We start from the raw sequence: 24623 nt of genomic DNA on the forward strand, positions 1-24623 counted from the left end.
AACGTCCCAGCTATGGCAAGTAGGGCGGGTGATAAGCACTTATCTTTCCGCCAAGCCCATAGCCAAAGTTTTTGTATTTAGTTTTTATTTAATCTAAAAGCCAAATTAAAAGATTTGGCGGACTTCACAGACACGCCCAAGCGTTTAGATTCAGAACTTACCGCCCTATTTGCTATAGGTTTTGTTAGCATACGTTATTTTTGGTTTATTATTCGGACAAATGTTTCGTGTAAATAGATACGCCTTAATTCGTTTCCTTTCTTTTTATTAAAAATCAATATTTCAAATTCGGTTTCTGGTATTAAGTCCTTTAATGGTCCAGCTAACATTTCTGATTCGACTTTCGCTAGGGAATCCAAATAGTTCGTTTTTGAAGATAAAACCAAATTTCCAATTATTACTTTAGCTTGATTCAGAGTTTCGTTTTTGGAATTTTGAAAGTAATTACTTCTCTTAATTCCCTGATTTTCGTCATCAAGGTCATATGAAAATCCGTAAATGCTATCATTGGTAATTATAGCCCCCTTTTTTACAAAATCATTTTCAAAATTCGAATTAGTTGAGCGTTGTTCTATAAAAACAAGAGAGTCTAATTCCTTAAGGTTTATTTTTAAACTCGAAAATATTTGAGAAAGTCTTTCAGCTCTTTTGTTGTGGTTTTCCTTTGCTTGAAAAAGTAATTCTTCTTCAGGACTTCTTCCACTTTCAAGTTTGTACACAATTGTTGTGTCAATATATTTTTTTACATAATTTTCATCTTTGTAAACTTTCCAATCGTCTTCAAATCGTTCAGCGTAGAGTTCCTTTATGTTCTGTCCTTTTGCAAAGGCACAGAGAAAAAATAATATGAACGGAATTTTTTTCATAATGTATGCTAACAATTGGCTAAGAGTACCTGGGTACTCTTATATCTTTTTTGTGAACACCTAATCTAATGGATTTTTTATACTTTCGAAAGTGTTCGTGGCAACATGAGTGTAAATTTCTGTTGTTTTTGTTGAACCATGTCCTAATAGTACTTGTATTTGTCGAATGTCTGTACCTGATTCTAATAGGTGAGTGGCAAAACTATGTCGTAATACATGAGGTGTTACTACTATCCTAATTTTAGCTTTTTCTGCTGCAGTTTTTACAACTTTCAACACGCTAACTCCGCTATATTTATTTCCATTATTTCCCTCAAAAAGATACACTTTTGGTTCATATTTAGTATAGTAGCGTCGAAGATCATGGAGCGCTGTTTTTGATAATAAAGTTACTCTGTCTTTATTCCCTTTCGAATTTTCAACTCGAATTAGCATCCGTTTACTATCAATATCACTCAATTTAAGATTTAGAAGTTCACCGCGTCGTAAACCTGAACCGTAAAGTAGCTGAACTATACATCTATGTTTAATATTGTTGGTGCTTTCAATGATTGAAAGTATTTCTTCTTTTGAGATTACTGTGGGTAGTTTTGATTCTTTTCTAGGTCGTTCTATTTCATAAAAACGGTTTGGCATGTCCAAAACAATTTCATAATAGAATTTTATAGCATTAATTGCTTGATTTATATAAGAATTTGAATATTCCTTTTGAATAAGATTTTGAAGGAAACTTCTAATATCATTTTCATTAAGTTCTTTTAGTTTTTTATTGTAATGGTGATTTATGAATAGCTCAAAAAAAGTTACATAAGTTTTAACGGTACTGTTGGCATACCTTTTAAGTTCTAGTTTTAATAAATATTCTTCTGGGCAAAGTCTATAACCTGGCGTAGTAACTCTACTTCTAAACCATTGCACATCTAATGTTTTGTTATGGGTATTAATTGGTCTATTAGTAAAAAATTTATGGTAGTTTATCCATACCGCTCCTTTGAACGTATTAAACACTATACCCAAGTTCGCTTTGGTATTGGGTATATAAGCCATATTATATTGTTGACTCCATTTAGGGTCGGGGAGTCCTTTAATTAAGTTCTGTATCAACTTATCTGGCGTGAATTTGATACCGATCATCTTTACGTCTTTGATCATCAAATGATACAGGGTTATGGACTTTAGAGAATGCATATGACAAGTCTAATGAAATTCTCAACTTATAGCTGGGTGTTAAACGTTTGTAAGCGTTTATTGTCGTTTGTAATCGCTTAAATCATACTATTTATAAGGAATAAATAAACTTACAGCGATTTTAATAATCCACCATCAATAGGCAGGTTTATACCTGTAATATAGGCCGCATTATCAGAGGCTAAAAATGCTGCTAAGTAGCCATATTCTTTTGGGTCGCCTATACGCTGTGCCGCCACCCTCGATTCCATTTCTTTTCTAACTTCACTTTGGGCAATACCTAACTGCTCGGCTTTTTTAGCATTTAGTTGTGCAATACGGTCGGTGTCGAAATAACCGGTAAGAACATTATTAACGGTAATATTATATTTACCAACATCGGTTGCCAATGATTTTGCCCAAGTAACTACTGCAGCTCGTATGGAGTTTGATAATGCTAAATACGAAAGCGGCTCTTTTACCGAAACAGATGCCACATTGATAATGCGCCCCCAATTGTTTTCAATCATATGTTTTAAGGCCAATTCTGTAGTGAAAACAACTGTTTTAAAGAGTAAGTCGAACGCTTCTTGATAATCGCTAACTTTTTTTTCGAGTGCATTGCCTGCTGCCGGACCTTGAGTGTTGTTTACCAAAATATCAACGGAATTATGTTCGAAATAATCGGTTATAATGTTGCGATATCCGTGAAAATCATTGAAATCTACTACTAAATATTGATGCCGTTGACCTTCGTCTTTCGGTAGCTTGGCTACAATGTGTTGTAGTTTTTCGGCACTATGAGACATAAGGGTTACACTTGCTCCACTTGCTGCCAACTGTTGTGCAATTGCCTTGCCGATACCATCACTACTGCCACCAACCAATGCTTTTTTATTTTTTAGAGATATGTTCATTTCATAAACTTATTTATATTAGGTTACTGAGCGTAGTCGAAGTCATTCAATCATCAACCAACAACCAACAACCAATTATCGATACTCTTCTCGCGTCGGACTAAAAACATCTAACAATTTGCAATCGGTCAATGCCTTACCACTATGTTTTAAGTGAGGTGCAATGATAACAATATCACCCGAGTGATAGACTTTTGTTTCACCGTCTAAGGTAAATTCAAAATCGCCTTCCATAACATGCATAATCTGCTCATTCATATGTGCATGTTCGGGCACTTTGGCGTCTTTTTTCACCTCCCAGATGGCAATACTCATGTTTTCTGAGTGTACTAGTTTGCCAAAATAGCCAGGCATGATTTCTTTTGATGGAATGTTGGAAAGGTTCAGTGTCATAGCTTTTATTTATGAACACCAAGATAATTGAAATGGTTGCAAAAAGAAAGCCTCAGAAGATTAATCCTATGAGGCTTTTGATTTTTTAAATTTTAGTATGTTATAAAGGTTTCTTACTATCATAATCCCAACCTACTACTACGAATTCGCAGCGACGGTTCCATTCATGGTCTTCTTCTGAACAAGCTTCTTCCCCAGGGTAACCTGAACGTAGTTGGTTGATAAATGCAATTATTCGATTTTAAAAGTATTTCGGAATAGTAGGGTAAGGAAAAATATATTGTCAGGCAATAAAATTGTAGGGTGAATACTACTAATAGTGTTGAATAGTGTTAATAAAATCTGTATTTCATCGATAAAACAATGCGTATTAAATAGTTAAGGAATCGCTTCGAAAGGCTAGAATTCCGTTATTATAAAAGGACAATACTTATCTTTGGAGACTAAAATTTAGGAATGCAAATACATTTTATTGCTATAGGAGGAAGTGCCATGCACAATTTAGCACTTGCTTTAGAACACAAAGGATACAAGATTACAGGTAGTGATGATGTTATATTTGAGCCTTCTAAATCGAGGTTGCAAGCAAAGGGATTATTGCCAAATGAATTCGGTTGGTTTCCTGAAAAGATAAATTCTGATTTAGATGCCATTGTATTAGGCATGCATGCAAAGGCAGATAATCCTGAATTACTAAAAGCACAAGAATTAGGGTTGACCATTTATTCGTACCCAGAATTTCTTTACGAGCAATCTAAGAATAAGACGAGAGTAGTTATTGGTGGTAGTCATGGTAAAACGACTATTACGTCTATGATTTTACATGTACTAAACTTTCATGATATTGAGGTTGATTACATGGTAGGGGCACAATTAGAAGGATTTGAGAGAATGGTTCATTTGACCGAGGATAATGACTTTATCGTTTTGGAAGGAGATGAGTATTTGTCCTCACCCATAGACAGGCGACCTAAGTTTCATTTATATAAGCCCAATATTGCCTTATTGAGTGGTATTGCTTGGGATCATATCAACGTATTTCCAACTTTTGAGAATTATGTTGAGCAATTCAAAATTTTCGTGGACAGTATTGTGAAAGGAGGTTCAATAACCTATAATGAGGAAGACGATATAGTAAAGCAAGTAGTTGAAGCATCTGAAAATGCCATTCGTAAATTACCATATACAACTCCAGAATATAGTGTTGAAGATGGAGAAACTCTTTTAGAAACTTCTGAAGGCCCTATGCCTATTGAGGTGTTCGGAAAACATAATTTAAGTAATTTGGCCGGCGCAAAATGGATCTGTCAAAATATGGGTGTTGATGAAGATGATTTTTACGAGGCGATAGCCACTTTTAAAGGAGCATCGAAACGACTAGAAAAGATTGCTGAAGGTGCTTCGAGTATTGCATATAAAGATTTTGCACATTCACCAAGTAAGGTAGCAGCAACGACAAAGGCGGTAAAAGAACAGTATCCTGATAGAAAATTAATAGCTTGTTTAGAGCTGCATACCTACAGTAGTTTTAACCCAGAATTTTTAAAGGAATATAAAGGTGCTTTAAATGCTGCCGATGAAGCTGTGATTTTCTTTCTACCAGAATCGGTAGCGATTAAAAAATTAGATGCAGTTACACCAGAACAAATTTCCGAAGCTTTTGAAAGAGACGATCTGAAGATTTTTACCGATGCAAAATCGTTTCATGAACTTTTAGAAAATCAACAGTACAAAAACGCCACATTATTGTTAATGAGTTCCGGTAATTACGGCGGATTCGATTTGAATAAACTGCAGGGTTTAATGGCTGGTACAAAATAAAGATCTAGTTTTTTAGGTGTTAAGAATCAGAGGTATTCTTTTTTTAAAACTTTTAGTTTTTTTCCAACAACCAATACTTAAACCCCAAATTGCGTTAAATGGTGGTCTAAATGTTTATACTGCATTTGGCCCCATTGTTCTTTAGTAAATGTGCCAAAAGCAGGGTGTGGGTACCATTCATCCCGGTCACGCACAGCATATAATTCATTTACTAAAGATTTTAAGGTCTCATGTTCAGAAGAGAAATCCTTATTTTCCTTCGTTTTTAGTTGAGGTGCTGTTGGCAAGTTCTTACGCCAAGGCTTATCATTATATAATGATTTCTTAAAAAAGGTTTTAATGAACCAATTTCCTTTAGAGGTATTTGGTTTATTGGTTATGGCTAATTTCAACGGATATTGACAATGCCAACACATTTGACCAACAGACATTTTACCCCAACCTTTTTCTGAATTTTCAGTAAGTTGTTCAATTCTTCCTTTTATTTCTTGATATCCATCTTCGGTAAGTAATGATTTCATAGGTGCCTTTTAATTGATGTTTAAATTTACCATAAAATAATTTGTTCTGTATCTTTAGCCTATGCAGGATAAATCAAAATCGTTCTCTATAAAAAATTGGTCAGATGATGATAAGCCAAGAGAAAAATTGGTGCAGAAAGGTCGTTCGGTATTATCTGATGCAGAATTGATTGCTATTTTAATAGGCTCAGGTAGTAGGGCCGAAAGTGCTGTTGAGCTCTCTAAACGTATTTTAGCAACTGTAGATAATAATCTGAATGAGCTAGGTAGACTTTCAATTAAACAGCTAATGACCTTTAAAGGAATTGGTGAAGCGAAAGCGGTAAGTATTACGGCAGCCTTAGAAATTGGAAGAAGGAGAAGGGAAGAAGACGCTGCTAAAATTGATAAGATAGGAAGCAGTCAAGATGTTTATCACCTTTTACAGCCTTTACTTGGCGATTTGGAACATGAAGAATTTTGGATTCTTTTTTTAAATAATTCCAATAAAGTATTACATAAGGCTCAGTTAAGTAAGGGGGGTATTACCGGCACCTTGGTCGATGTTCGTTTGGTAATGAAACAAACGTTAGAGATTGGGGCAGTAGCCATTATTTTAGCACATAACCATCCTTCGGGTACCCTAAGCCCAAGTGCTGCAGATAAACAGATTACCCAAAAAATAAAGACCGCTAGCGAAACTTTAGATGTTAAGGTATTGGATCATTTGATTATTACTCAGAAAAGTTATTATAGCTTTGCCGATGAAAAAATTCTATAAATGTTACTGATTTACACTCATAAAATAACACCTCGCCTTACCTATATCATGAGGCATATTTTCGTTAATATATTGGGTGTTGAATTAGATTTTACAACTAAGGTTGAAGAATTTATAAAACATACTGGGCCAAAAATAACCTATACTAAACAGCCTTTACAGAACGAGTTTTTTATACGTAGTAATGAATTGTTGTTCGAACAGGGAATTAATGATATTCAATTAACTAGTGCAGATTGGGAGGGTACACCTTGCTTTTTTCCAACTGGTGAGCGTAGTAATCTTCCCTATGACGTTTTTGCCGCTAGTTTTTTTCTAATTTCTAGGTACGAGGAATATTTACCACATGTAAAAGATATACATAGTAGATTTTCACCAAAAGATAGTATTGCATATCAAAATGGCTTTCTTCAAAAACCAGTTGTAGATATATGGGCCTATAAATTATTAGATGCCTTAAAAGAACGTTTCGATGATTTTGAATATAAAATTAAAGGCTATGAGTTTGTTTCAGTCTTAGATGTAGCTACCTCACATTGTTATGCCAATAGAGGCATAGTGCGTGGCTTAGCAGGGTTGTTAATGGATCTCGGTACTCTTAAGTTGAGACGGGTTGCTGACCGAATATCGGTTGGTCTAAATAAAATGAAGGATCCTTTTGACAATTATGAAGAGTTAATAGCTTTACATAAAAAGTACAACGTGAAGAGTAATTTCTTTTTTCAGTTTGCTGATTATTCGAAATACGATAAGAATGTTTCTACTAATAGCATCAAGTTTAAGTCGTTAATAAAATATGTTGCCGATTATGCACCAGTATCTTTGGCGGCCTCGTATAGTTCTTTTACAGATCTAGAATTATTGAAAAAGGAAAAGGCTAATTTAGAGGAGGTAATCAATAGACCTGTCAACAGTTCTAAAATGCGCTATAATAGAGTAGATGTACCCGAAACTTACCGAAATTTAATTACCGCAGAATTTACTGATGACTATACCATGGGGTATACCTATGAATTAGGATTTAGGGCAGGTACGTGTACCGCATTTCAGTTCTATGATATTCCCTTAGAAGTAAAGCAACCCATTAAAGTACACCCTTTTGCTATTCATGATTACGCCTTGGCAAAAATTAAGAAAGATGAGGTACTACTGCAACACGTAAGAAAAATAAAAGATGAGGTAAATAAAGTCAATGGTACTATGATCGTAATGTTTTCTAATGAACTTCTAGGGAATAAGGATGATAGAGATTGGATGTCATTGTACGCTGAAATATTAAAAGAACAACATGTTTAAAAATAAGGTTACCGATGTTTTTTTCGATTTAGATCATACACTTTGGGATTTCGATAAAAATTCAGCATTTACTTTTCAGAAAATTTTTGTTGAACAACAAATAAATTTAGAGATTGGAGATTTCTTAGAAGTTTATGTGCCTGCAAATCTCAGGTTTTGGAAAATGTATCGTGAGGAAAAAATTACGAAATCAGAATTGCGATATCAAAGGTTGAAGTCGGTTTTTGATACGATAGGCTATCCTGTTTCAGATCAGCTTATCGATATTTTATCCGATGAATATATCAACAATCTTTCTACATTTAATAATCTTTTTCCCAATACTATTGAGGTGCTAGACTATTTGCAACCAAATTATAAACTGCATATAATTACCAATGGGTTTCAAGAAATACAAGATAAAAAATTAAGGAATTCAGGTATTCATAGTTATTTCAATCACATTATTGATTCTGAAATGGCAGGGGTAAAAAAACCCAATCCTATCATATTTAATCTTGCCTTAAACAGGGCTAATGCCAATCCTCAGACTTCTTTAATGATCGGCGATAGTTTAGAAGCCGATATTCTTGGTGCAAAAGCTGTTGGTTTTCATACAATTCATTTTAACGCCCATAGAGAAGAAAGTCATAATGAAGCGCCCATTATTTACGATTTACAAGAAATAAAATCGTTTTTATAGAGTTAATACTACTACAGGGTTACCCCCTGTAATGTATAATCTATAAATAGAAATGAAAGGCTTTCGAATTTTAGTAACTGTAATTTTTGGCTTTCTGTTGGTTATAGCTTGTTCTGAACCACAAGATTTCGACCAGCTAGATAATTTAGAAATTACACCTACTTATGAGACAAGTGTTTTCTATGTTAAGGCTCAAGAAAGCCTTATAAATAGGGTTTCGGGACTCAGTTTTTTTACTCAAGATTTTAATTTCGATGCTTTTGAAGAGCCTTTTTTTGCAGAAAGAGTACTTTCAGGTGTGCTAAGTTATGAGCTTGAAAATACGACAAGCAAGCCAATAGAAATAAGTCTTGAATTTCTTGATGAAAATGAAAATATTTTAGATACTGAAGAATTCAGAATGGACGCAGCGCCTACTTCTACTCTAATAAGAAATGTTGCTTATGGCCCTACCGGTAAAAGTCTTGATATCATTAAAAATACTTCAAAAATAAGATTGGTTGCCACTAATTTAGGAGATGGCAGTAGTACTTCAAATCTTACGAATCCCTCCATCGTGCTTCGTTCTAGCGCTAAATTCACATTAGAATTAAAATGAGGTTAACCCATTATTTACTACTTGGTAGTGTAATGCTTACCATGAGTGTTTTTGCCCAGAATAAGGAAATACTCTATGATTTTAATGAGATTCCTCAATCGTTATCATTAAACCCTGGTACGGAAATAGATTTTAAATGGTATGCTGGTCTGCCACTATTATCTGGAGTTTCAGGCTATGTCGGTGCAAATGGAATATCTGTAAATGATATTTTCGCTAATGATGGTGTTGACATTAATATAAAAGTGCGAGAAAGAGCATTAGATGTATTAAAGCCACGTGATGAATTTAGTACTACCGTGCAATTAGAATATTTTAATGGAGGATTTAGAAGTAATGACCCTAGTATTTTTTATTCCTTCGGAGGTTATTTGGAAATAGATAATATCACTTTTTGGCCACAAGATTATGCCTATTTAATCTTTGATGGTAATGCAGACCAGTTGAATAGAGAATTTGACTTAGGTGACTTGAAGTCAAGAGGTTCGATGATTAATGTAATTCATTTTGGAATAAATAAAAAGGTAGACAGAAATTTAACGGTAGGTGCAAGAGGTAAACTTTATTCTGGAATTGTAGATTATAGCTCTACGTCAAATAAAGGTTATTTGGTAAATACGGAAGGTCAAAATAATAGAATAGCAACGACATTAGATGCAGATTTAATGTTGCATACTTCTGGATTTCAAGCTTTAGATGAAGCAAGTGATTCAGATACGGCTGCAGGTCAATTTGTGAAAAGAGCTTTTTTCGGAGGTGATTTAGGTTTGGGAATTGATGTTGGTTTTACATTTCATTTAAACGAAAGAACTACTATAACGGGTAGTGTTCTAGATTTAGGTTTTATATATCACGGTAACGATGCTAAAAGTTATAGTCTAAACGGAAAAGCAACTGTTGAAGGTATAGAGATTGATATTTTAGAAAATTTCGCAAATTTGAATAGAGATTTTTGGCAAGATTTAGTAGATGAGGTTGAAGCTTTAGTTCCCTTTGAAACTGACACGAATAGTTATGTCACATTTAGGCCTACAAAACTATATGCATCTATTCGAAATGATTTTGGAGAGCCTGTAAATAATGGAAGTGGGCAATTAGATTGTGATTGCACCGCAGGGTCTTCCGGTGGTGCTGAACTTCGCACAAAGTATAGAAATTCAATCGGTGGTCAATTATATATGATTAATAGGCCTAGAGGTCCGCAAATTGCTCTTACCGGTTTTTATACTCGTAGGTTGGGTAATTTTCTAGCACTAAAAGGAACGTATACGGTAGATAAATTTAGTTACACGAATGTGGGTTTAGGAATGAACTTACAAGCAGGACCAATAAACTTTTACGTAATGGCAGATAATTTGCTTTCATATAAGAATATAGCTGCAGCGAACTACGCTTCATTTCAGCTAGGAATGAATATTATATCTTGGGGACGTAATAAGTAGTCTGCCTTCTTCGCACTATTTTATATTTTTGGCATGCTTTTTTCATATATTACCTCGAATTTAAAATTATAGAATTTTGAAAACTTTTATCGCATTACTATTTGTTTGTATAGGTTATTCCGCCTATGCTCAAACGAATTTAAATGATTATAAATACATTATCGTTCCTAAAAAGTTCGATTCATTTAAAGAAACCAACGAGTTTCAAACGAGTACGTTAATAAAATATCTTTTTAATGGAAAAGGGTTCAATGTCGTTTATGATGATGCTTTGCCTAGCGATTTGAATACAAATAGATGTTTAGGGCTATTGGTTGAGTTACAAGATGATAGTAGTTTGTTTACTACAAAGACAATCATAGTATTAAAAGATTGTAATGATAATACCGTTTTTACTTCAATGCAAGGGACAAGTAAAGAAAAGGAATATAAGCAGGCCTATACTGAGTCAATAAGAGAGGCAATGCGTTCTTTTAATGGGGTTGAATATGCGTATACTGGAAAGAGTGAGAAGAACGAAGCTGTTACGGTTAGTTTTAGAAATGATGTTAAAAAACTTGATGAAGATAAAGTTGATGAAATGAGTAATATAGAGTCGGCAAAAATGGAAGAAAAAGGTGGTGATTCAAAAATTGTTGCTGAAGAAGCTACAGAGACAACACAATACTACAAAGATAATACACCAGTGGATTCGAACATTAAAAAAGCGGAAAAGGAGATAACAACTTTTAAGAAAGTAGAATTAAAAAAACCGAACGTTGACGATATTTGGTACGCCCAAGCAACCAATGTTGGCTTTCAATTGGTTGATAGTACGCCTAAAGTAAGAATGAATTTACTAAAGAGCTCAGTCGATAATATATTTATGGGCAAAACCGATACAAAAAACGGAATAGTATTTCAGAAAGAGGGTAGCTGGATTTTTGAGTACTATGAGAATGACAAATTGGTTCAAGAAGAACTGAACATAAAATTCTAAAAATCATACTTCTCTTTCCATCTATTTTTTAAGAAATCACTTAGTGCTTTTTCTCGTGCATTACTTCCGGGTTTATAAAAAGTAGTACCAGAAAGTTCCTCAGGTAAAAATTCTGCATCTACAAAGTTGTTTTGGAAATCGTGTGCGTATTTATATTCTTGTCCATATCCTAAATCTTTCATTAATTTAGTTGGTGCATTTCGTAAGGGTAAGGGTACGGGTAAATTTCCAGTCTGTTTTACTGCTTGCTGTGCCTTTCCTATTGCTATATAACTTGCATTGCTTTTAGCAGAAGTTGCCAAATAAATAGCACACTGGCTAAGAACGATACGTGCTTCAGGGTAACCGATAGTTGTAACTGCTTGAAAAGTGGTATTTGCCATCACTAAAGCCGTAGGGTTTGCTAAACCGATATCTTCAGAGGCAGATATAAGCATTCTACGCGCAATAAATTTCACATCTTCGCCACCTTCTATCATTCTTGCTAACCAATAAACGGCACCATTGGGGTCACTGCCACGTATAGATTTAATAAAAGCTGATATAATATCGTAATGCTGCTCACCTGTTTTGTCATACAGAACGGTGTTTTTTTGAACTTTTGAGAGTACCAGATCATTGGTTATAATAACATTATTACCTTCTTCAGAATTAACGACCAGTTCAAAAATATTTAGCAATTTTCTACCATCACCTCCAGATAAACGAAGCAAGGCTTCGGTTTCTTTAAGTTCAATATTTTTATTTTTCAGAAATTGGTCCTTGTCCATCGCTCTAGTAATTAGATTTTCTAAATCTTCTTTTCCAAAAGCATTTAATACATAAACCTGGCATCGAGATAATAGTGCAGGTATAACTTCAAAACTTGGATTTTCGGTAGTTGCGCCAATTAAAGTTACCCAACCTTTTTCTACAGCCGCTAATAATGAATCTTGTTGAGATTTACTGAAACGGTGTATCTCATCAATAAATAAAATAGGATTTTTAGAAGTAAATAGGCCACCCGCCTGCTTCGCTTTATCAATAACTTCACGAATATCTTTAACACCACTATTAATAGCACTGAGTACGTAAAATGGGCGTTTGCTTTCTTCTGCGATAATATTGGCCAACGTAGTTTTACCAGTTCCAGGAGGGCCCCAAAGTATGAGTGAAGGAATTATTCCTTTTTTAATTTGATGTGTTAACGAGCCTTTTTCACCAACTAAATGATGTTGACTAATATATTCGTCTAGGGTTTTAGGGCGTACACGTTCGGCTAAAGGTTCATTCATACTACAAAAGTATGATAATCTTAAAAGAGAAGATAATTCTTAGTTAGTCAATTGATAACTTTACAAATCATCGTGTGACAATTTGACCAATTTCAATAATTTGGCCACATAATTGTAAAATCAATTCAAAAGAAAGCTGATGTCAGAAATGGGACATTTTAAATTTTCAAATAGAGTATTGGTGATTCCACTTTTGGCCATGATTATTATTTGGGCGGTGTATTGGGTAGAATTGGCTCTGGGAGTAAACTTCAATGAAATGGGTGTGATGCCAAGAACGCTATCTGGTCTTAAAGGGGTGATTTTAAGTCCATTCATACATGGGTCACTAGAGCATTTATATAACAATACGATTCCGTTAGGGATTCTACTTACTGCATTATGGTATTTTTATAAGGATGTGGCTTGGAAAATAGTGATTTATGGAATTATAATATCAGGTCTTCTAACATGGTTAATTGGCCGTACTTCATATCATATCGGTGCAAGCGGACTTATTTATGTGCTTGCAAGTTTTATATTTTTCAAGGGTATTTTTAGTTCTTACTATAGGCTTATTGCACTTTCTTTAATTGTGGTTTTTATTTATGGTAGTTTGCTATGGTATATATTTCCTGTTGAGGAAGGAATTTCATGGGAGGGACACCTTGCCGGTTTTCTTACCGGATTATTTTTGGCAAGGGTAATAAAGGCGACCATTCCAAAACCTAAAAAATATGAATGGGAGAAAGAAGATTTTAAAGAAGAGGATGATTTGTTCTTAAAACATTTTGATGAAGAAGGAAATTTTAGAGAACTACCCACGATAGAAGAAATGTCTGAAGATGATAATTTTAAGGTAAATTATATCTACAGATCTACTGATCAAAATAATGAGAAAGAATAATGTTTTACATACGTTGACGTACAGCTTCGTATAAAAATACGGCACAAGCCACAGATACATTCAATGACTCGATTTCACCTAATAAAGGTACCTTTGCGCGATAATCGGAAGCTTTCAAAATAGAAGGTGTAATGCCTCGGTCTTCAGCTCCCATGACAATTGCAATAGAATCGGTAAAAGGAACATCATAAACAGAATCCTCTGTTTTTTCTGTCGCAGAAACTATTTTAATACCTGAGGCCTGTAAGTAAAAAACGGCATCTTTTAAATGGTCTACTTTTGCAATAGGTACTCTATACGCTGCGCCGGCAGATGTTTTTATCGTGTCAGCCGTTACAGGGGCGGCGCCTTTCTTTTGAACAATAATGCCATCAACACCAGTGCATTCCGCTGTTCTGATAATAGCACCGAAATTACGAACATCAGATAGTTGGTCTAAAAGTAAGAATAGGGCAGGACCCTCCTTTTCACTAGCCTTTTCAACAAGTTCTTCTATCGTATGAAATGAAATAGGAGAGATGTTGGCAACTGCTCCTTGGTGGTTGCTTTTTGTTAAGCGGTTTAGTTTTTCAACAGGTACATATACCATGTTGATTTCATTTCTACGCAATAAACCCTCCAATTCTTTCATAAGATCACCCTTAAGACCTTTTTGAAGAAATACCTTGTCTATTTCCTCATTTGAGTTAACGGCTTCTATAATGGCTCTAAGGCCATAAATCTGAGTGGTTTTTTCCATGGGGCAAAGGTAAATAAAAACAGCTCAACTATTGTTGAGCTGTTGCAAATCTTGTGTATTAAAAACTAATTTATAATGTATAATTTTTTCAATTTATTTATATGCTAGTTAAAGACCGAGAGCCAAGATTGCAGGATCATCTTTAGCATAATGGTATGCTCTCCAAAAGAATCCTGGCGCAGAAAATTTCCAAACGACTTCACCTTGTTGGGTTACTTCCCATAATCCAAAATCACCTTCGGTAATTAATGTATTGCCATTAGGCAAGCGAACTGCCCCTGAAACTTTAGGCGCATACAATTCTGTATCAGTAAAACTCCACAGAATTTCTGGTTGTGTAGGTTTTGGTATTGTCTTTTGAGTAAGTTCAGTAGGTAGTTTAAGTTCATAAACGGTAGATTGCTCTAGATCTCCACCATTGGTGTAGATTAATATTTTACCAGGTTCAAATAGGTTGGGGTAATGATTATTGATGAATAAACGTTCTGTAGTTTCATCATTTTGAGTTGAAGGGTTTCCAAATCGGTATAATAAATCACCACCTTTTCCAAATTTTCCACCCGAATGTAATGCAGCATCATCAGTATTTGTAGAATGATCTATGACCCAAACTTCACTATAATAATTTACACTTAAATAAATTAAATCATTTATTTCGTCGTAGCCAATTCCATTTGCGTGCATAATATTTCCTCCATCTGCATCAACATAGTTTAAATTTATCAGCTGAGGATTCTCTTCGATGCTTCCAAAATTTAATTTTGAGTTATCAAAATCCTGAATTAGATGATGCTTAGCATGCCATTCCCAAACAATAGTGTTTGTTATAGGATCAATCTCTATAATAGATTCTGGAAAAATATCTGTACCTAGCATTGAGCCATTTGCAATTGCTTCTTCTTTAACCATTTTCTCCCATGCAATTGCTAATACGTTGCCATTTGGTAAAAGTTCTACGTCATGATGAGATCTATGTTCAGTAGTAGAATATTCGAAATTCCATAAAGTTTGCCCATTTTTATCTATGATTTGAATTATGCCCCCTTGTCCTCCAAATTGAAAATCTGGATTGTCTGATTCAAGTGAAGCTAACAATGTGCCGTCATTTAGTAAAATAACATCATTACCGATTATACGATCACCTAATGGCCATTCATAGACTAAGTCCGCATTTTTATCCATTAGATATACACTGTTTGCAGCGGCATCATTTACGAGAATGTATTCATCTTCTGATAGTTCTTCATTGTAAAAGGTAACGGTACCCAATTCGCCAATAGTTGTGGTTGAAGATTCTGTCGGAGTTTCTTCATTTCCCTCTACGCTAGAGGGTACTTCAGTCTCTATTTCTTCCTCTGGTATTACGTTGATTTTTGTATTGTCTGTAGAACAAGACGATAAAACAAAAATTAATATACAATAGAGGCTGATTTTAATATTTAGGTATTTTAGTTGCATTATTGCTGCTTATATGTTTAATTAAAAAAATCGAATTTTAAATAATTTTCAATTTAAAGTCCCTAGGTAATATGTGATTTTATTAAATATAATGTATTGCTTCATTCTCTATCTAAATTTTCAGGTGTCTTAAGATATGACTTTGATTTCCTGCTCTCCATTTCTGAGAGTTGTTCGGTTCCGAAAGCTTTTTTATCCCCATTAAATTGTACACGCCAAATTTTACCTTGTTTCGATTCTGAAATATAAAGTGAACCATCTGCACCTTCTGCCAAGCCCATTGGTCTATATTTTGCATCAGGCATTGAAACGATGGTATCCACCCCTGCAAAACCATCAGCAAAAACTTCCCACGTACCTGTTGGTTTACCATTGTTAAATGGAATAAAGGCTACAATATATCCTGCCTGTGGGTAAGGTGTTCTATTCATAGAACCATGAAATGCAACAAATGCTCCACTTTTATATCTTTCTGGAAATTCATCGCCTTTATAGAATAATAAATCATTAGGTGCAAAATGTGCAGGAAGACCCATAATAGGGTTCTTATAATCTTTAGCTTCCTTTTTACCGTCACCCCCATACTCAGGCGCTATTAGTTTTTTGTTTTTAAAGTGATCGTAATAACTGTAGGGCCAGCCGAAATCATCACCTTTTTCAATTTTCATAAATTCTTCTGCAGGTAATACGGCTTGATCCCATTTACTATAATATTGTGGGGCATGGTTGTGTAGATAATCGCGACCGTGTTGAAGTCCATATAGGCTGTTGTCCATATCATTCCAAGAAATGGCAACCATGCTTCGTACACCAGTGGCGTAAAGTTCACCATCTTGTTGTGATTGATTTAGTTTATTCTCATCAAATCTCCAAATACTACCCAATACTTCAAGTCCAGGACAAGGTTTCATTCCTTTTATTTGACCTACCGAATTTGGGTCTTCACAAGCGTTGGTTGGCGCGCTAAACGTTACATACATGTTACCTTTTTTATCAAAGGCCAAAGATTTAGCATTGTGCCATCTTTTTGGAAAATAATCGGTTAAAATTACTTCAGGCTTGCCTTCTGGTATTAATTGGTTTGGAGATAGTTTTTGTCTATAAATGACCTGTTCTGAACTAAAATATAGATACCCATTATGTATGCGCATTTCAGTCGCAAAAGTTCCATCATTGGGATAATCTCCAAATCGTTGAATGATATTGGCAACTCCGTTACCAGTTGTATCACGTAAGGCCATATTTCCTTTGGTACCGTTTGGTTCTCTTAATTTTGCATAGATATCACCATTTGTATTTACGGCTATATGCCTTGATGGTCCAATGCTATCAACAACTACGGTAGCGGTAAAACCTTCTGGGAAATACAGGCCACCATTTATTTCTTTTTTTTGGGGTGTAATCTTTGTCGTTGAGGTATTGGTGATAACGGTAGTGTTGTCTTTATTTTCTGAACGGTCCTTGCAAGAGAAAATGAGAACAACGATAATAGAAATTATATAGTGCTTGAGTAGTCTTTTTTGAATTATGTATTGAAAATGCATATGCAGATTTATAATTGATTTTTTTATCTTAAAGGGTCAAAAAAACTCAATGTTCAGTGTCTTCCAATATAATAAAAGGTTTTGAATTGTTTATACCCAAAATGAAAAAAGGGTGTAAACATAGTTTACACCCTTTTTGGTATTTATAGATTTATAGCTTAATCAACACAGAAATCAATAGCAATTGGTCCAGCAGCAGTTCCAGGAGAACCACTAGCGGCAACATTACCATTTGGCGTTACGATTTCAAATACTATTTCACCATATGCATCACCAGGGAAGTACCAATCAGCAGTTGTCGTTCCAGCTGGAATTTCTACAGTTGCAGATCCAACGTTACCGGGAGTACAGTCATAGGCAGATGGTCCATAAGGAGAACAAAGGCCAACCTCGAAAACAGTGCCATCATCTAAAGTAATAGTGATGCCATCTCCAGCAGTGGTGTCAGATGTTTGCCATCCATCGCCGTAAGTATCCTCCATGTTTACAACCCAAGTTCCCGCAGTTGGAGGAACAGGTGGGCAAACTAAAGGGATAGTATAGGTGAAAGGTGATCTAAAGAAAGCCCCACCGGCAACCGTACTGTTCAAATTAGTACTAGTAAAAGTTCTACCATCAGTAAGATTTAAAGCATATCTTATTGTGAAAGAATCTCCACCAGTATAATCACTTGCATTTAAACCAGAAGCACCAGCTAATTCACCTAAGGTAAATGTAACATCAATGCTTGGTAAGCCATCTGAATTAGTAGTAAATTCTGATGCAGCTATTGTTCTAACCAAAACTTCTGCTACAGATGTTGCAGGGTCAGCAGCGCTATTAAAAGAGCTATACACTTGAACGTCTTGTAAAAGTCCTCCTTGTGCATTGTCTTCAACTTCAAATGTTGTTGAAATACTCGCTGAAGGATCAGAAAAACTGAATTCTTGTGCGGCTATAACCGAACCAGGTGTAGTAGATCTGAAAACAGCCCCACGAGTTATTTCTGCGAAGACATCATCAATTGTCTTGTTGCTAGACTCACAGGCTAAGAAGCCTGTGGTAACTAGCGAAAGTATCATTATGTTCTTAATATATCTTTTCATCTTTTCTTTTTTTAGTTTGATAATGGAAAACCAGCATCAGGATTGTTGTCCCAGAAAACTTTTTCGGTCACAGAAGTCTTTTGTGTAACCTTATTGTTGTTATTCGCATAAACTGCTGGATATAAGAATGATCTTATGTAAGCTCCTGGATTAAACTCAAGATTTGGCTGTAAATCGTTAGGGTATCCTGTTCTTCTATAGAAGTTATAAGCATCGATTCCATTTCCAAATAACGAAACAAAGAATTCCTTTGCGATTAAGTTAAGCTTTTCATCACCAACAGCTGCTTCATAAAGAGCATCAACTTCGGCAATATAGTCAGCAACATCATCATCAGATGGAGCAAGTGATAAATCTGCACCGCCATCTAATTCGCCAAAAGCCAATGTTTTATCCATTGATTTTTGAATACCGTTAAGTAGGAATGTTTTAGCACCAGCTGCGTTGCCACTAGCATAAGCCACTTCTGCTCTTAAGAAGTCGACAGTTTGTGCCAAGAATATTGGCATGATACCAGCTCCACCAGCTCCAGATCCTAAATCAACTGGAGTGAAGGCACTGTCATCGAATTCACCACCTGCAGGATAAACACCATAGGTTGTTTTTAATTGACCATCTGGAGGTGTACCATCATCATCACCATGATCTCTACCCCAGTATCCATTAGGTAAATAACAGAATGTAAAGCCAGCGTAATGTGCAGGTGCAGGTTCTACACTACAAGAAAGATCTTGTTGATTAGGACCATCTGAGTCAGATGCGCCTGGTGTAGTTTCAGCTTGTCTATAGTAGTAATATCTAATTCTTGGATCACTACCTTCATAGTTTCCAACACCATTACCAACTTTAGAATTATCCATGTAGTTCATCAACCAGTTGCTCATGTAATCATTAGAACCTTGTGGTGTATAATTGTCTATATAGTTTGGATGTCTAGAATCAGGATTAACAACATTTGTTCCCCATGTAAATTGAAAATCCTCATCTACAGTTTTTATGTAGTTACCGCCAGTGATAATTGCATTAAAAGCACTTACAGCTCCTGCATCTACTAATCTAGATTGAGCATAGATCTTTAATTTCAATGAGTTAGATAATTTTACCCAATTCTCCCAATCACCACCGTAGAAGTAATCATTTTCAGGATCCGCTGCATTGTCAGTAGTATTAAAGTTCGCATTTGCAGCAGTCAATAAATCTAAAGCAGCTGCATAAATTGAAGCACCGCTGTCAGCAGAAGGGTTCAAGTTATCAATACCTGTATTGGCCTCGCTATATGGTACATCACCATAGAAATCTACCAAAGTAACCAAAGTGAATGCTTTCATTACTTGCCCCATACCAATATGACGTTTGAAGTTAGCGTCTGTTGCTAAAACATTCATCGCATTAATATCGGTGATCATGGAAGAATAAGCAAATCTCCATTCTGCATCTTGTGAAGCAGGTGAATATGCTTGTTGATAAAGTCGAGTTCCCATTTGTTCAATACGAGTAACTTCAGATCCATTGGTGCCAAAGGCATCATTAAATCGAGCGAACTCTTCTTGTACGCGATTCAGATAAAAATCTGGCGTTGCTTGATCTGGACTAACCGCATTTGGGTCAGTAATCAAATTTAGTTCAGTAGTCTCACACGAAAGGATAAGCCCTGCGGAGAATAAAGTTAGAACTACGTTTTTAATAAATATTTTCATTTTTCTATTTTTTTAAAATGTTGCTTTAATAGACATACCATATCTCCTAGAACCTGGACTATTGATAAAGTCAAATCCTAATGCATTACCTACACCAACCCCAAGATTTTCCGGGTCAAAATTAGTTCCATCAGGAACATTAAGACCTTTAAACCATATGTTTTGACCACTTACGGTAAAACTTAATGATCCAAAAGGAGTTTGTTCTAATGCTTTGCTAGGTACTGAGTACCCTAATCTAAGTTCTCTTAAACGAAGTGTACTACCATCATAAACTTGTAACTCACTAGGGCCAAATGCAACGTTACTGAAATAATAATCAGAGTTGTTGATTTGAATGTCATTTACAGAACCATCAGCTTTAACGGCTGGCAAAACAAAAGTAGATACACGATCTTCAGTATCTGTAGTTAAACCTCTACCTACCAAAGCAGATATTGTGTTAGAATACACATCACCACCATGTCTGTAAGAAATGTCAAAGTTGAAAGAGAAGTTTTTGAAATTGAAACCATTACTTACGTTAAGTCTCCAATCCGCATTTGGATCACCGATTTCAAACAAACCATTTTCTTCAACGAAGAATCCGTTACTAGAAACAACTTTGTTGTCATTTTCATCTCTCAATACTCTACTACCCATTATAATACCAAAAGGTCTATTTGTTACAGCAAAGTTAGAAAGGTCAGAGAATATACCACCTATGTTAATGTTGTCCGTGTCTTGACCTAAATCAATAACCGTAGATTCATCAGCTGTAAAGTTAGCGTTGATATTCCAATTAAAACCTCCTGGATTATCATTACGGAACAAAGTAAGACCTAGATCAGCCTCAATACCTTTAACTTGAACTTCACCAATATTGGTAACCGTAGAAGTATATCCAGTTGAAGGATCTAAAGGTTGTTCAGAAATTAAATCAGTTGTATTCTTTTTATAAACAGATACATCTAACGATACTCTGTTATTGATAAAACGAGTTTCCAAACCAAATTCAAGTTCTTTTAATAACTCTGGGCTTAGACCTGGATTAGCTAATTCATCATCAACAGTAATTGAAGATACCAATGTACCGTCTTTTAAGAATTCTCTTGTATCTAAAGTTGCAGTATTTGCTACTGGATATCCACCGAAGAAACCGGCAGAAGTACCGTAACCAGCTCTTAACTTCAAGAAGTTAAGTCCGTTTTGAGATTGCAAACCGTCAATAAGGGCTGTAGGTAAAATTGATAAACTCGCAGATGGGTAAAATATTGAATTTTCAATAAAGTTAGAAACCCAATCATTTCTAGCCGCTAATGTTAAGTAGGCGAAATTGTCATATCCAAATTCTGTTTGTGCATATACACCCATAATGTTTTGAGTTTCATCACGCTGAACAGGTGCTTGTGTAGCAAAGTTGTAGTGTCTGAATACTCCAAAAATAGATTGTTGATCACTAGTAACCCCTTGTCTAGAAAATTCTGTTCTTCTAGAGGTAGCTCCTAAGTTCACGTTCATATCTAATTTCTCGGTTAATTGCCACATACCGTTAATCTGTGCGGTATGATCCCAAATAGTGTTTTTGTTATCATACGTTTGGTATCTACCTTGTATATACCCTTCAGCACCACCTTTATTTTGACCAATTTCGTTACGTTCTGAATAGAAATCTAAACCAGTTCTAAAGAATGCATTGATATTGTCATTAATTTTATAGGTAAATTGTGTGCTACCAAAAACTCTATTAGTCAACTGATTTGCAAAAGCATTTTCAGCTGTCCATCTTGGGTTTTGAATATCGTTACCGCCTCTATAGTAAATACTTCTACCATCGATAGGGCTCTGAAAAGGAAGACCCATTAAGTCAACACTTCTAGGAGTAAAGAATAAATGACCAAAAACCGAAGCACCGTCACCTGTAGCACCATTACCTAAACTAGCGGCAATAGGTGGTGATTTCACATCACTCTTGGTAAAGTTCATTGTACCATTAACAGTAAATCTATTGCTTAATTCAGCTTTACCACCAATACTAAATGTTGTTCTTTGTAATTTGTTTCCTGGTGTAAACCCTTCGTCTCTTAAATTACCAACACTAGCGTTATATGATATTTTCCCATCATCAGAAGAGCCTGAAGCACTTACTGAGTTGTTCGTTACCGTACCAGTACGAAAGAAATTCTTAACACCATCATAAGGCTTATACTCGTAAGTTTGTCCTTGATATTCTGGGAAAGCAGCACTTACAGCAGCATTGTTCGAGTAAGGATGCTTAATTAAAATGGTTCCGTCAGAGGTAGTACCTCTCCATTTATCACCAAAACTATTTGGATTGGCAATATTGAAATCAGGACCCCAGTTACTGAAAAATTCACCATAAGCCTGATCAAAACCATTACCATATCGGTCTTGGTAATCAGGTAATGTAGAAATTTCGTTGTAGAAAAGAGATGAACTAACTGTGATTTCAGATTTTTTCTTACCTGTACCAGTTGAGCCAGCTTTTGTAGTAATTAATATTACACCGTTTCTACCTGCAGTACCGTATAAGTTAGCCGCAGCCAAACCTTTAAGTACATTCACATTGGCAATGTTGTTTGGATCTAGATCCAAAAATCTACTCGAACCAACGTTACCATCGATAGCATCACCCTGGTTGTTCGTGTCAGAACTAAAAGGAACACCATCTACAATGAATAAAGGTTGGTTAGAACCTGAGATAGAAGTAAAACCACGAATAATAATGTTCGTAGCAGAACCTGAAACACCACTGGCAGCATTAATTAATACACCAGAAGCTTTACCGTTTAGTACTCTACCAACGTCACCTTCAGCTCTTTGCTCTAAATCTTCTTCACCAACGGAAGAAACTGCGTAACCAAGAGATTTTTTCTCTCTTTTAATACCCTGGGCAGTAACAACTACTTCTTCCAAAGCTTGAGCATCTTCCTCCATCTGTACATTAATCGTACTTCCAGCGCCTACTGTTTGGCGAACTGCTTTCTGACCAATATAGGTAATGAGTAATGTTTGCCCTTGAGAGGCCATAATTGAATAATTTCCATCGAAATCGGTTTGAGTACCTGTAGTGGTACCTTCAACTACGATGTTAACCCCGGGCAAAGGAAGCCCTCCTTGATCAGTAACCGTACCGGATACTGTTTTTTGTTGTGCAAAAGAAATATGCACAACTAACGCCAATAGTAGCGTTAACAATCCATTTAGTTTTGTTCTCATTTTTAAATTATTTGAATTAGCTAGCTACAAACTTCATAATAAACTGTTAATAATGCAAGTTAATTTTAATAAAACTTTAAGAGCAGGTTATAAAATTGGAAGTTACAGATTAAACACCATGTGTATTTAAAGGTGAATAATATAACATATGATTTTTTGTGAAATTCATAATTAATCACCAAAAGAGTAAATTAATTAAATTTAGTAAAACTTAAAAAATCATAATTTTTGGTAAAGAAGAGGTACTACCTATTATATGGGTTAGCTGTTTTGTGAATGAATAATTTGTGGTGTAATTAAAAAAAATGAAAATAAATTGATCGGGGTTTGAATTATTGCAAAATATCACTACATTTGCCGACCCTTAAAGTAGGGGTAATTTTTATATATTATTATAGTATGCCAACAATATCACAATTAGTACGAATAGGAAGAGAGACGATTACTAAGAAGAGTAAATCGGCTGCTTTGGATTCGTGTCCTCAAAGAAGGGGTGTTTGTACACGTGTTTATACTACAACGCCAAAGAAACCAAATTCAGCTATGAGAAAAGTAGCAAGGGTTAGGTTGACAAATGGTAAGGAAGTTAACGCTTACATTCCAGGAGAGGGTCACAATCTACAAGAGCACTCGATAGTATTAGTAAGAGGCGGAAGAGTTAAAGATTTACCAGGAGTTAGGTATCATATTGTACGTGGTGCATTGGACACAGCAGGTGTGGCCGGTAGAACACAACGTAGATCTAAATATGGTGCAAAACGCCCTAAGAATTAATTAAACTTGTTTAAAAGGAAGTAATGAGAAAAAGACAGGCAAAGAAAAGACCACTTTTACCAGATCCAAGATTTCATGATCAATTGGTGACACGTTTCGTCAACATGATGATGTGGGATGGTAAAAAATCAGTTGCGTTTAGCGTTTTTTATGATGCAATAGACATCGTAGATGCTAAAAAGACCGATGATGAGAAAACGGCTTTAGAGTTGTGGAAAGATGCATTAAGTAATGTAATGCCTCATGTTGAAGTAAGAAGTAGAAGGGTTGGTGGAGCTACGTTCCAGATTCCTATGCAAATTAGGCCAGACAGAAAGATTTCTACTGCAATGAAATGGTTGATTAGTTATGCTAGAAAGCGTAATGAAAAAGGGATGTCTCAAAAATTAGCAGGGGAGATTTTAGCGGCAGCTAAAGAAGAAGGTGCAGCGGTTAAGAAAAGAACCGATACACACAAAATGGCTGAAGCAAACAAAGCATTCTCTCACTTTAGATTTTAATCGGA

General features: G+C 35.4%; 22 protein-coding genes. 10 read left to right on the forward strand and 12 right to left on the reverse strand.

Annotation, left to right across the window (positions count from 1 at the left end; genetic code table 11):
* Positions 1–194: 194 nt before the first annotated feature.
* The 4 genes from BMY56_RS06965 to BMY56_RS06980 form a co-directional block, all read right to left on the reverse strand.
* Entirely contained in the window at positions 195–866 is a 672-nt protein-coding gene (locus tag BMY56_RS06965) for a hypothetical protein (RefSeq protein ID WP_091621908.1), read from the reverse strand.
* Positions 867–926: 60 nt separating this feature from the next.
* On the reverse strand, positions 927–2018 hold the full coding sequence (gene xerA / locus BMY56_RS06970) for a site-specific tyrosine recombinase/integron integrase (RefSeq protein WP_177170948.1): 1092 nt from the start codon (positions 2016–2018) through the stop codon (positions 927–929).
* A 146-nt stretch (positions 2019–2164) separates the two neighbouring features.
* Positions 2165–2950: an SDR family oxidoreductase gene (locus BMY56_RS06975; RefSeq protein WP_091621913.1), complete on the reverse strand. Its 786-nt coding sequence runs from the start codon at positions 2948–2950 to the stop codon at positions 2165–2167.
* A 75-nt stretch (positions 2951–3025) separates the two neighbouring features.
* Positions 3026–3343: a cupin domain-containing protein gene (locus BMY56_RS06980; RefSeq protein ID WP_091621916.1), complete on the reverse strand. Its 318-nt coding sequence runs from the start codon at positions 3341–3343 to the stop codon at positions 3026–3028.
* A gap of 456 nt (positions 3344–3799) precedes the next feature.
* Here BMY56_RS06980 and BMY56_RS06985 point away from each other — a divergent pair, with 456 nt between their 5' ends.
* Positions 3800–5164 carry a UDP-N-acetylmuramate--L-alanine ligase gene (locus BMY56_RS06985; protein ID WP_091621919.1) on the forward strand — a complete coding sequence of 455 codons (1365 nt, stop codon included), beginning with the start codon at positions 3800–3802 and terminating at the stop codon, positions 5162–5164.
* Between the two features lie 77 nt (positions 5165–5241).
* Here the strand turns inward: BMY56_RS06985 and BMY56_RS06990 are convergent, their stop codons facing one another.
* On the reverse strand, positions 5242–5685 hold the full coding sequence (locus BMY56_RS06990; RefSeq protein ID WP_091621921.1) for a DUF1569 domain-containing protein: 444 nt from the start codon (positions 5683–5685) through the stop codon (positions 5242–5244).
* Positions 5686–5746: 61 nt separating this feature from the next.
* Between BMY56_RS06990 and radC the strand changes: the two genes are divergently transcribed.
* From radC to BMY56_RS07020, 6 genes are all read left to right on the forward strand, one after another.
* Positions 5747–6445: a RadC family protein gene (radC, locus tag BMY56_RS06995; protein ID WP_091621924.1), complete on the forward strand. Its 699-nt coding sequence runs from the start codon at positions 5747–5749 to the stop codon at positions 6443–6445.
* Positions 6446–6493: 48 nt separating this feature from the next.
* On the forward strand, positions 6494–7741 hold the full coding sequence (locus BMY56_RS07000) for a polysaccharide deacetylase family protein (RefSeq protein WP_245737166.1): 1248 nt from the start codon (positions 6494–6496) through the stop codon (positions 7739–7741).
* Positions 7734–8423 carry a YjjG family noncanonical pyrimidine nucleotidase gene (locus tag BMY56_RS07005; RefSeq protein ID WP_091621929.1) on the forward strand — a complete coding sequence of 230 codons (690 nt, stop codon included), beginning with the start codon at positions 7734–7736 and terminating at the stop codon, positions 8421–8423. The genes BMY56_RS07000 and BMY56_RS07005 overlap by 8 nt, the downstream gene beginning before the upstream one ends.
* Positions 8424–8475: 52 nt before the next feature.
* Entirely contained in the window at positions 8476–9021 is a 546-nt protein-coding gene (locus BMY56_RS07010; RefSeq protein WP_091621932.1) for a hypothetical protein, read from the forward strand.
* Entirely contained in the window at positions 9018–10463 is a 1446-nt protein-coding gene (locus BMY56_RS07015) for a DUF5723 family protein (protein WP_091621935.1), read from the forward strand. Before BMY56_RS07010 ends, BMY56_RS07015 begins: the two co-directional genes overlap by 4 nt.
* A gap of 76 nt (positions 10464–10539) precedes the next feature.
* Positions 10540–11442, forward strand: coding sequence for a hypothetical protein (locus BMY56_RS07020; RefSeq protein ID WP_091621937.1), 903 nt, complete (start codon positions 10540–10542; stop codon positions 11440–11442).
* On the opposite strand, the gene BMY56_RS07025 is transcribed toward BMY56_RS07020, so the two are convergent.
* A complete protein-coding gene (locus tag BMY56_RS07025; RefSeq protein WP_091621940.1) occupies positions 11439–12716 on the reverse strand; it encodes a replication-associated recombination protein A in 1278 nt (425 codons plus the stop codon). The two genes, BMY56_RS07020 and BMY56_RS07025, sit on opposite strands and share 4 nt — an antisense overlap.
* A gap of 139 nt (positions 12717–12855) precedes the next feature.
* Between BMY56_RS07025 and BMY56_RS07030 the strand changes: the two genes are divergently transcribed.
* On the forward strand, positions 12856–13602 hold the full coding sequence (locus BMY56_RS07030) for a rhomboid family intramembrane serine protease (protein WP_091621943.1): 747 nt from the start codon (positions 12856–12858) through the stop codon (positions 13600–13602).
* Positions 13603–13606: 4 nt separating this feature from the next.
* Here BMY56_RS07030 and rlmB read toward each other — a convergent pair whose 3' ends face one another.
* The 6 genes from rlmB to BMY56_RS07060 form a co-directional block, all read right to left on the reverse strand.
* Positions 13607–14341 (reverse strand): 23S rRNA (guanosine(2251)-2'-O)-methyltransferase RlmB, encoded by a 735-nt coding sequence (rlmB, locus tag BMY56_RS07035; protein ID WP_091621946.1) that lies wholly within the window; start codon positions 14339–14341, stop codon positions 13607–13609.
* A 108-nt stretch (positions 14342–14449) separates the two neighbouring features.
* The gene (locus tag BMY56_RS07040) at positions 14450–15799 is read right to left on the reverse strand and encodes an aryl-sulfate sulfotransferase (RefSeq protein ID WP_091621950.1); all 1350 of its coding nucleotides are present in this window, start codon (positions 15797–15799) and stop codon (positions 14450–14452) included.
* Between the two features lie 101 nt (positions 15800–15900).
* The gene (locus tag BMY56_RS07045) at positions 15901–17343 is read right to left on the reverse strand and encodes a PQQ-dependent sugar dehydrogenase (RefSeq protein ID WP_091621952.1); all 1443 of its coding nucleotides are present in this window, start codon (positions 17341–17343) and stop codon (positions 15901–15903) included.
* Positions 17344–17501: 158 nt separating this feature from the next.
* Positions 17502–18428, reverse strand: coding sequence for a hypothetical protein (locus BMY56_RS07050; protein ID WP_091621955.1), 927 nt, complete (start codon positions 18426–18428; stop codon positions 17502–17504).
* Between the two features lie 11 nt (positions 18429–18439).
* A complete protein-coding gene (locus BMY56_RS07055; protein WP_091621958.1) occupies positions 18440–20125 on the reverse strand; it encodes a SusD/RagB family nutrient-binding outer membrane lipoprotein in 1686 nt (561 codons plus the stop codon).
* A 12-nt stretch (positions 20126–20137) separates the two neighbouring features.
* A complete protein-coding gene (locus BMY56_RS07060) occupies positions 20138–23344 on the reverse strand; it encodes a SusC/RagA family TonB-linked outer membrane protein (protein WP_091621960.1) in 3207 nt (1068 codons plus the stop codon).
* Positions 23345–23743: 399 nt separating this feature from the next.
* Here BMY56_RS07060 and rpsL point away from each other — a divergent pair, with 399 nt between their 5' ends.
* Positions 23744–24118 carry a 30S ribosomal protein S12 gene (rpsL, locus tag BMY56_RS07065; protein ID WP_027064832.1) on the forward strand — a complete coding sequence of 125 codons (375 nt, stop codon included), beginning with the start codon at positions 23744–23746 and terminating at the stop codon, positions 24116–24118.
* A gap of 23 nt (positions 24119–24141) precedes the next feature.
* Positions 24142–24618, forward strand: a complete 477-nt coding sequence (gene rpsG / locus BMY56_RS07070; protein WP_079510383.1) for a 30S ribosomal protein S7 — start codon at positions 24142–24144, stop codon at positions 24616–24618.
* Positions 24619–24623 lie beyond the last annotated feature (5 nt).

The organism is Maribacter orientalis, from assembly GCF_900109345.1.
In the GTDB taxonomy this organism is placed as follows: domain Bacteria; phylum Bacteroidota; class Bacteroidia; order Flavobacteriales; family Flavobacteriaceae; genus Maribacter; species Maribacter orientalis.

What these genes read in the sequence shown, in the direction of transcription:
- BMY56_RS06965 (WP_091621908.1), bottom strand. Translation starts at nt 866, where the DNA reads ATGAAAAAAATTCCGTTCATATTATTTTTTCTCTGTGCCTTTGCAAAA.
- xerA (WP_177170948.1), bottom strand. Translation starts at nt 2,018, where the DNA reads ATGATCAAAGACGTAAAGATGATCGGTATCAAATTCACGCCAGATAAG.
- BMY56_RS06975 (WP_091621913.1), bottom strand. Translation starts at nt 2,950, where the DNA reads ATGAACATATCTCTAAAAAATAAAAAAGCATTGGTTGGTGGCAGTAGT.
- BMY56_RS06980 (WP_091621916.1), bottom strand. Translation starts at nt 3,343, where the DNA reads ATGACACTGAACCTTTCCAACATTCCATCAAAAGAAATCATGCCTGGC.
- BMY56_RS06985 (WP_091621919.1), top strand. Translation starts at nt 3,800, where the DNA reads ATGCAAATACATTTTATTGCTATAGGAGGAAGTGCCATGCACAATTTA.
- BMY56_RS06990 (WP_091621921.1), bottom strand. Translation starts at nt 5,685, where the DNA reads ATGAAATCATTACTTACCGAAGATGGATATCAAGAAATAAAAGGAAGA.
- radC (WP_091621924.1), top strand. Translation starts at nt 5,747, where the DNA reads ATGCAGGATAAATCAAAATCGTTCTCTATAAAAAATTGGTCAGATGAT.
- BMY56_RS07000 (WP_245737166.1), top strand. Translation starts at nt 6,494, where the DNA reads ATGAGGCATATTTTCGTTAATATATTGGGTGTTGAATTAGATTTTACA.
- BMY56_RS07005 (WP_091621929.1), top strand. Translation starts at nt 7,734, where the DNA reads ATGTTTAAAAATAAGGTTACCGATGTTTTTTTCGATTTAGATCATACA.
- BMY56_RS07010 (WP_091621932.1), top strand. Translation starts at nt 8,476, where the DNA reads ATGAAAGGCTTTCGAATTTTAGTAACTGTAATTTTTGGCTTTCTGTTG.
- BMY56_RS07015 (WP_091621935.1), top strand. Translation starts at nt 9,018, where the DNA reads ATGAGGTTAACCCATTATTTACTACTTGGTAGTGTAATGCTTACCATG.
- BMY56_RS07025 (WP_091621940.1), bottom strand. Translation starts at nt 12,716, where the DNA reads ATGAATGAACCTTTAGCCGAACGTGTACGCCCTAAAACCCTAGACGAA.
- BMY56_RS07030 (WP_091621943.1), top strand. Translation starts at nt 12,856, where the DNA reads ATGTCAGAAATGGGACATTTTAAATTTTCAAATAGAGTATTGGTGATT.
- rlmB (WP_091621946.1), bottom strand. Translation starts at nt 14,341, where the DNA reads ATGGAAAAAACCACTCAGATTTATGGCCTTAGAGCCATTATAGAAGCC.
- BMY56_RS07040 (WP_091621950.1), bottom strand. Translation starts at nt 15,799, where the DNA reads ATGCAACTAAAATACCTAAATATTAAAATCAGCCTCTATTGTATATTA.
- BMY56_RS07045 (WP_091621952.1), bottom strand. Translation starts at nt 17,343, where the DNA reads ATGCATTTTCAATACATAATTCAAAAAAGACTACTCAAGCACTATATA.
- BMY56_RS07050 (WP_091621955.1), bottom strand. Translation starts at nt 18,428, where the DNA reads ATGAAAAGATATATTAAGAACATAATGATACTTTCGCTAGTTACCACA.
- BMY56_RS07055 (WP_091621958.1), bottom strand. Translation starts at nt 20,125, where the DNA reads ATGAAAATATTTATTAAAAACGTAGTTCTAACTTTATTCTCCGCAGGG.
- BMY56_RS07060 (WP_091621960.1), bottom strand. Translation starts at nt 23,344, where the DNA reads ATGAGAACAAAACTAAATGGATTGTTAACGCTACTATTGGCGTTAGTT.
- rpsL (WP_027064832.1), top strand. Translation starts at nt 23,744, where the DNA reads ATGCCAACAATATCACAATTAGTACGAATAGGAAGAGAGACGATTACT.
- rpsG (WP_079510383.1), top strand. Translation starts at nt 24,142, where the DNA reads ATGAGAAAAAGACAGGCAAAGAAAAGACCACTTTTACCAGATCCAAGA.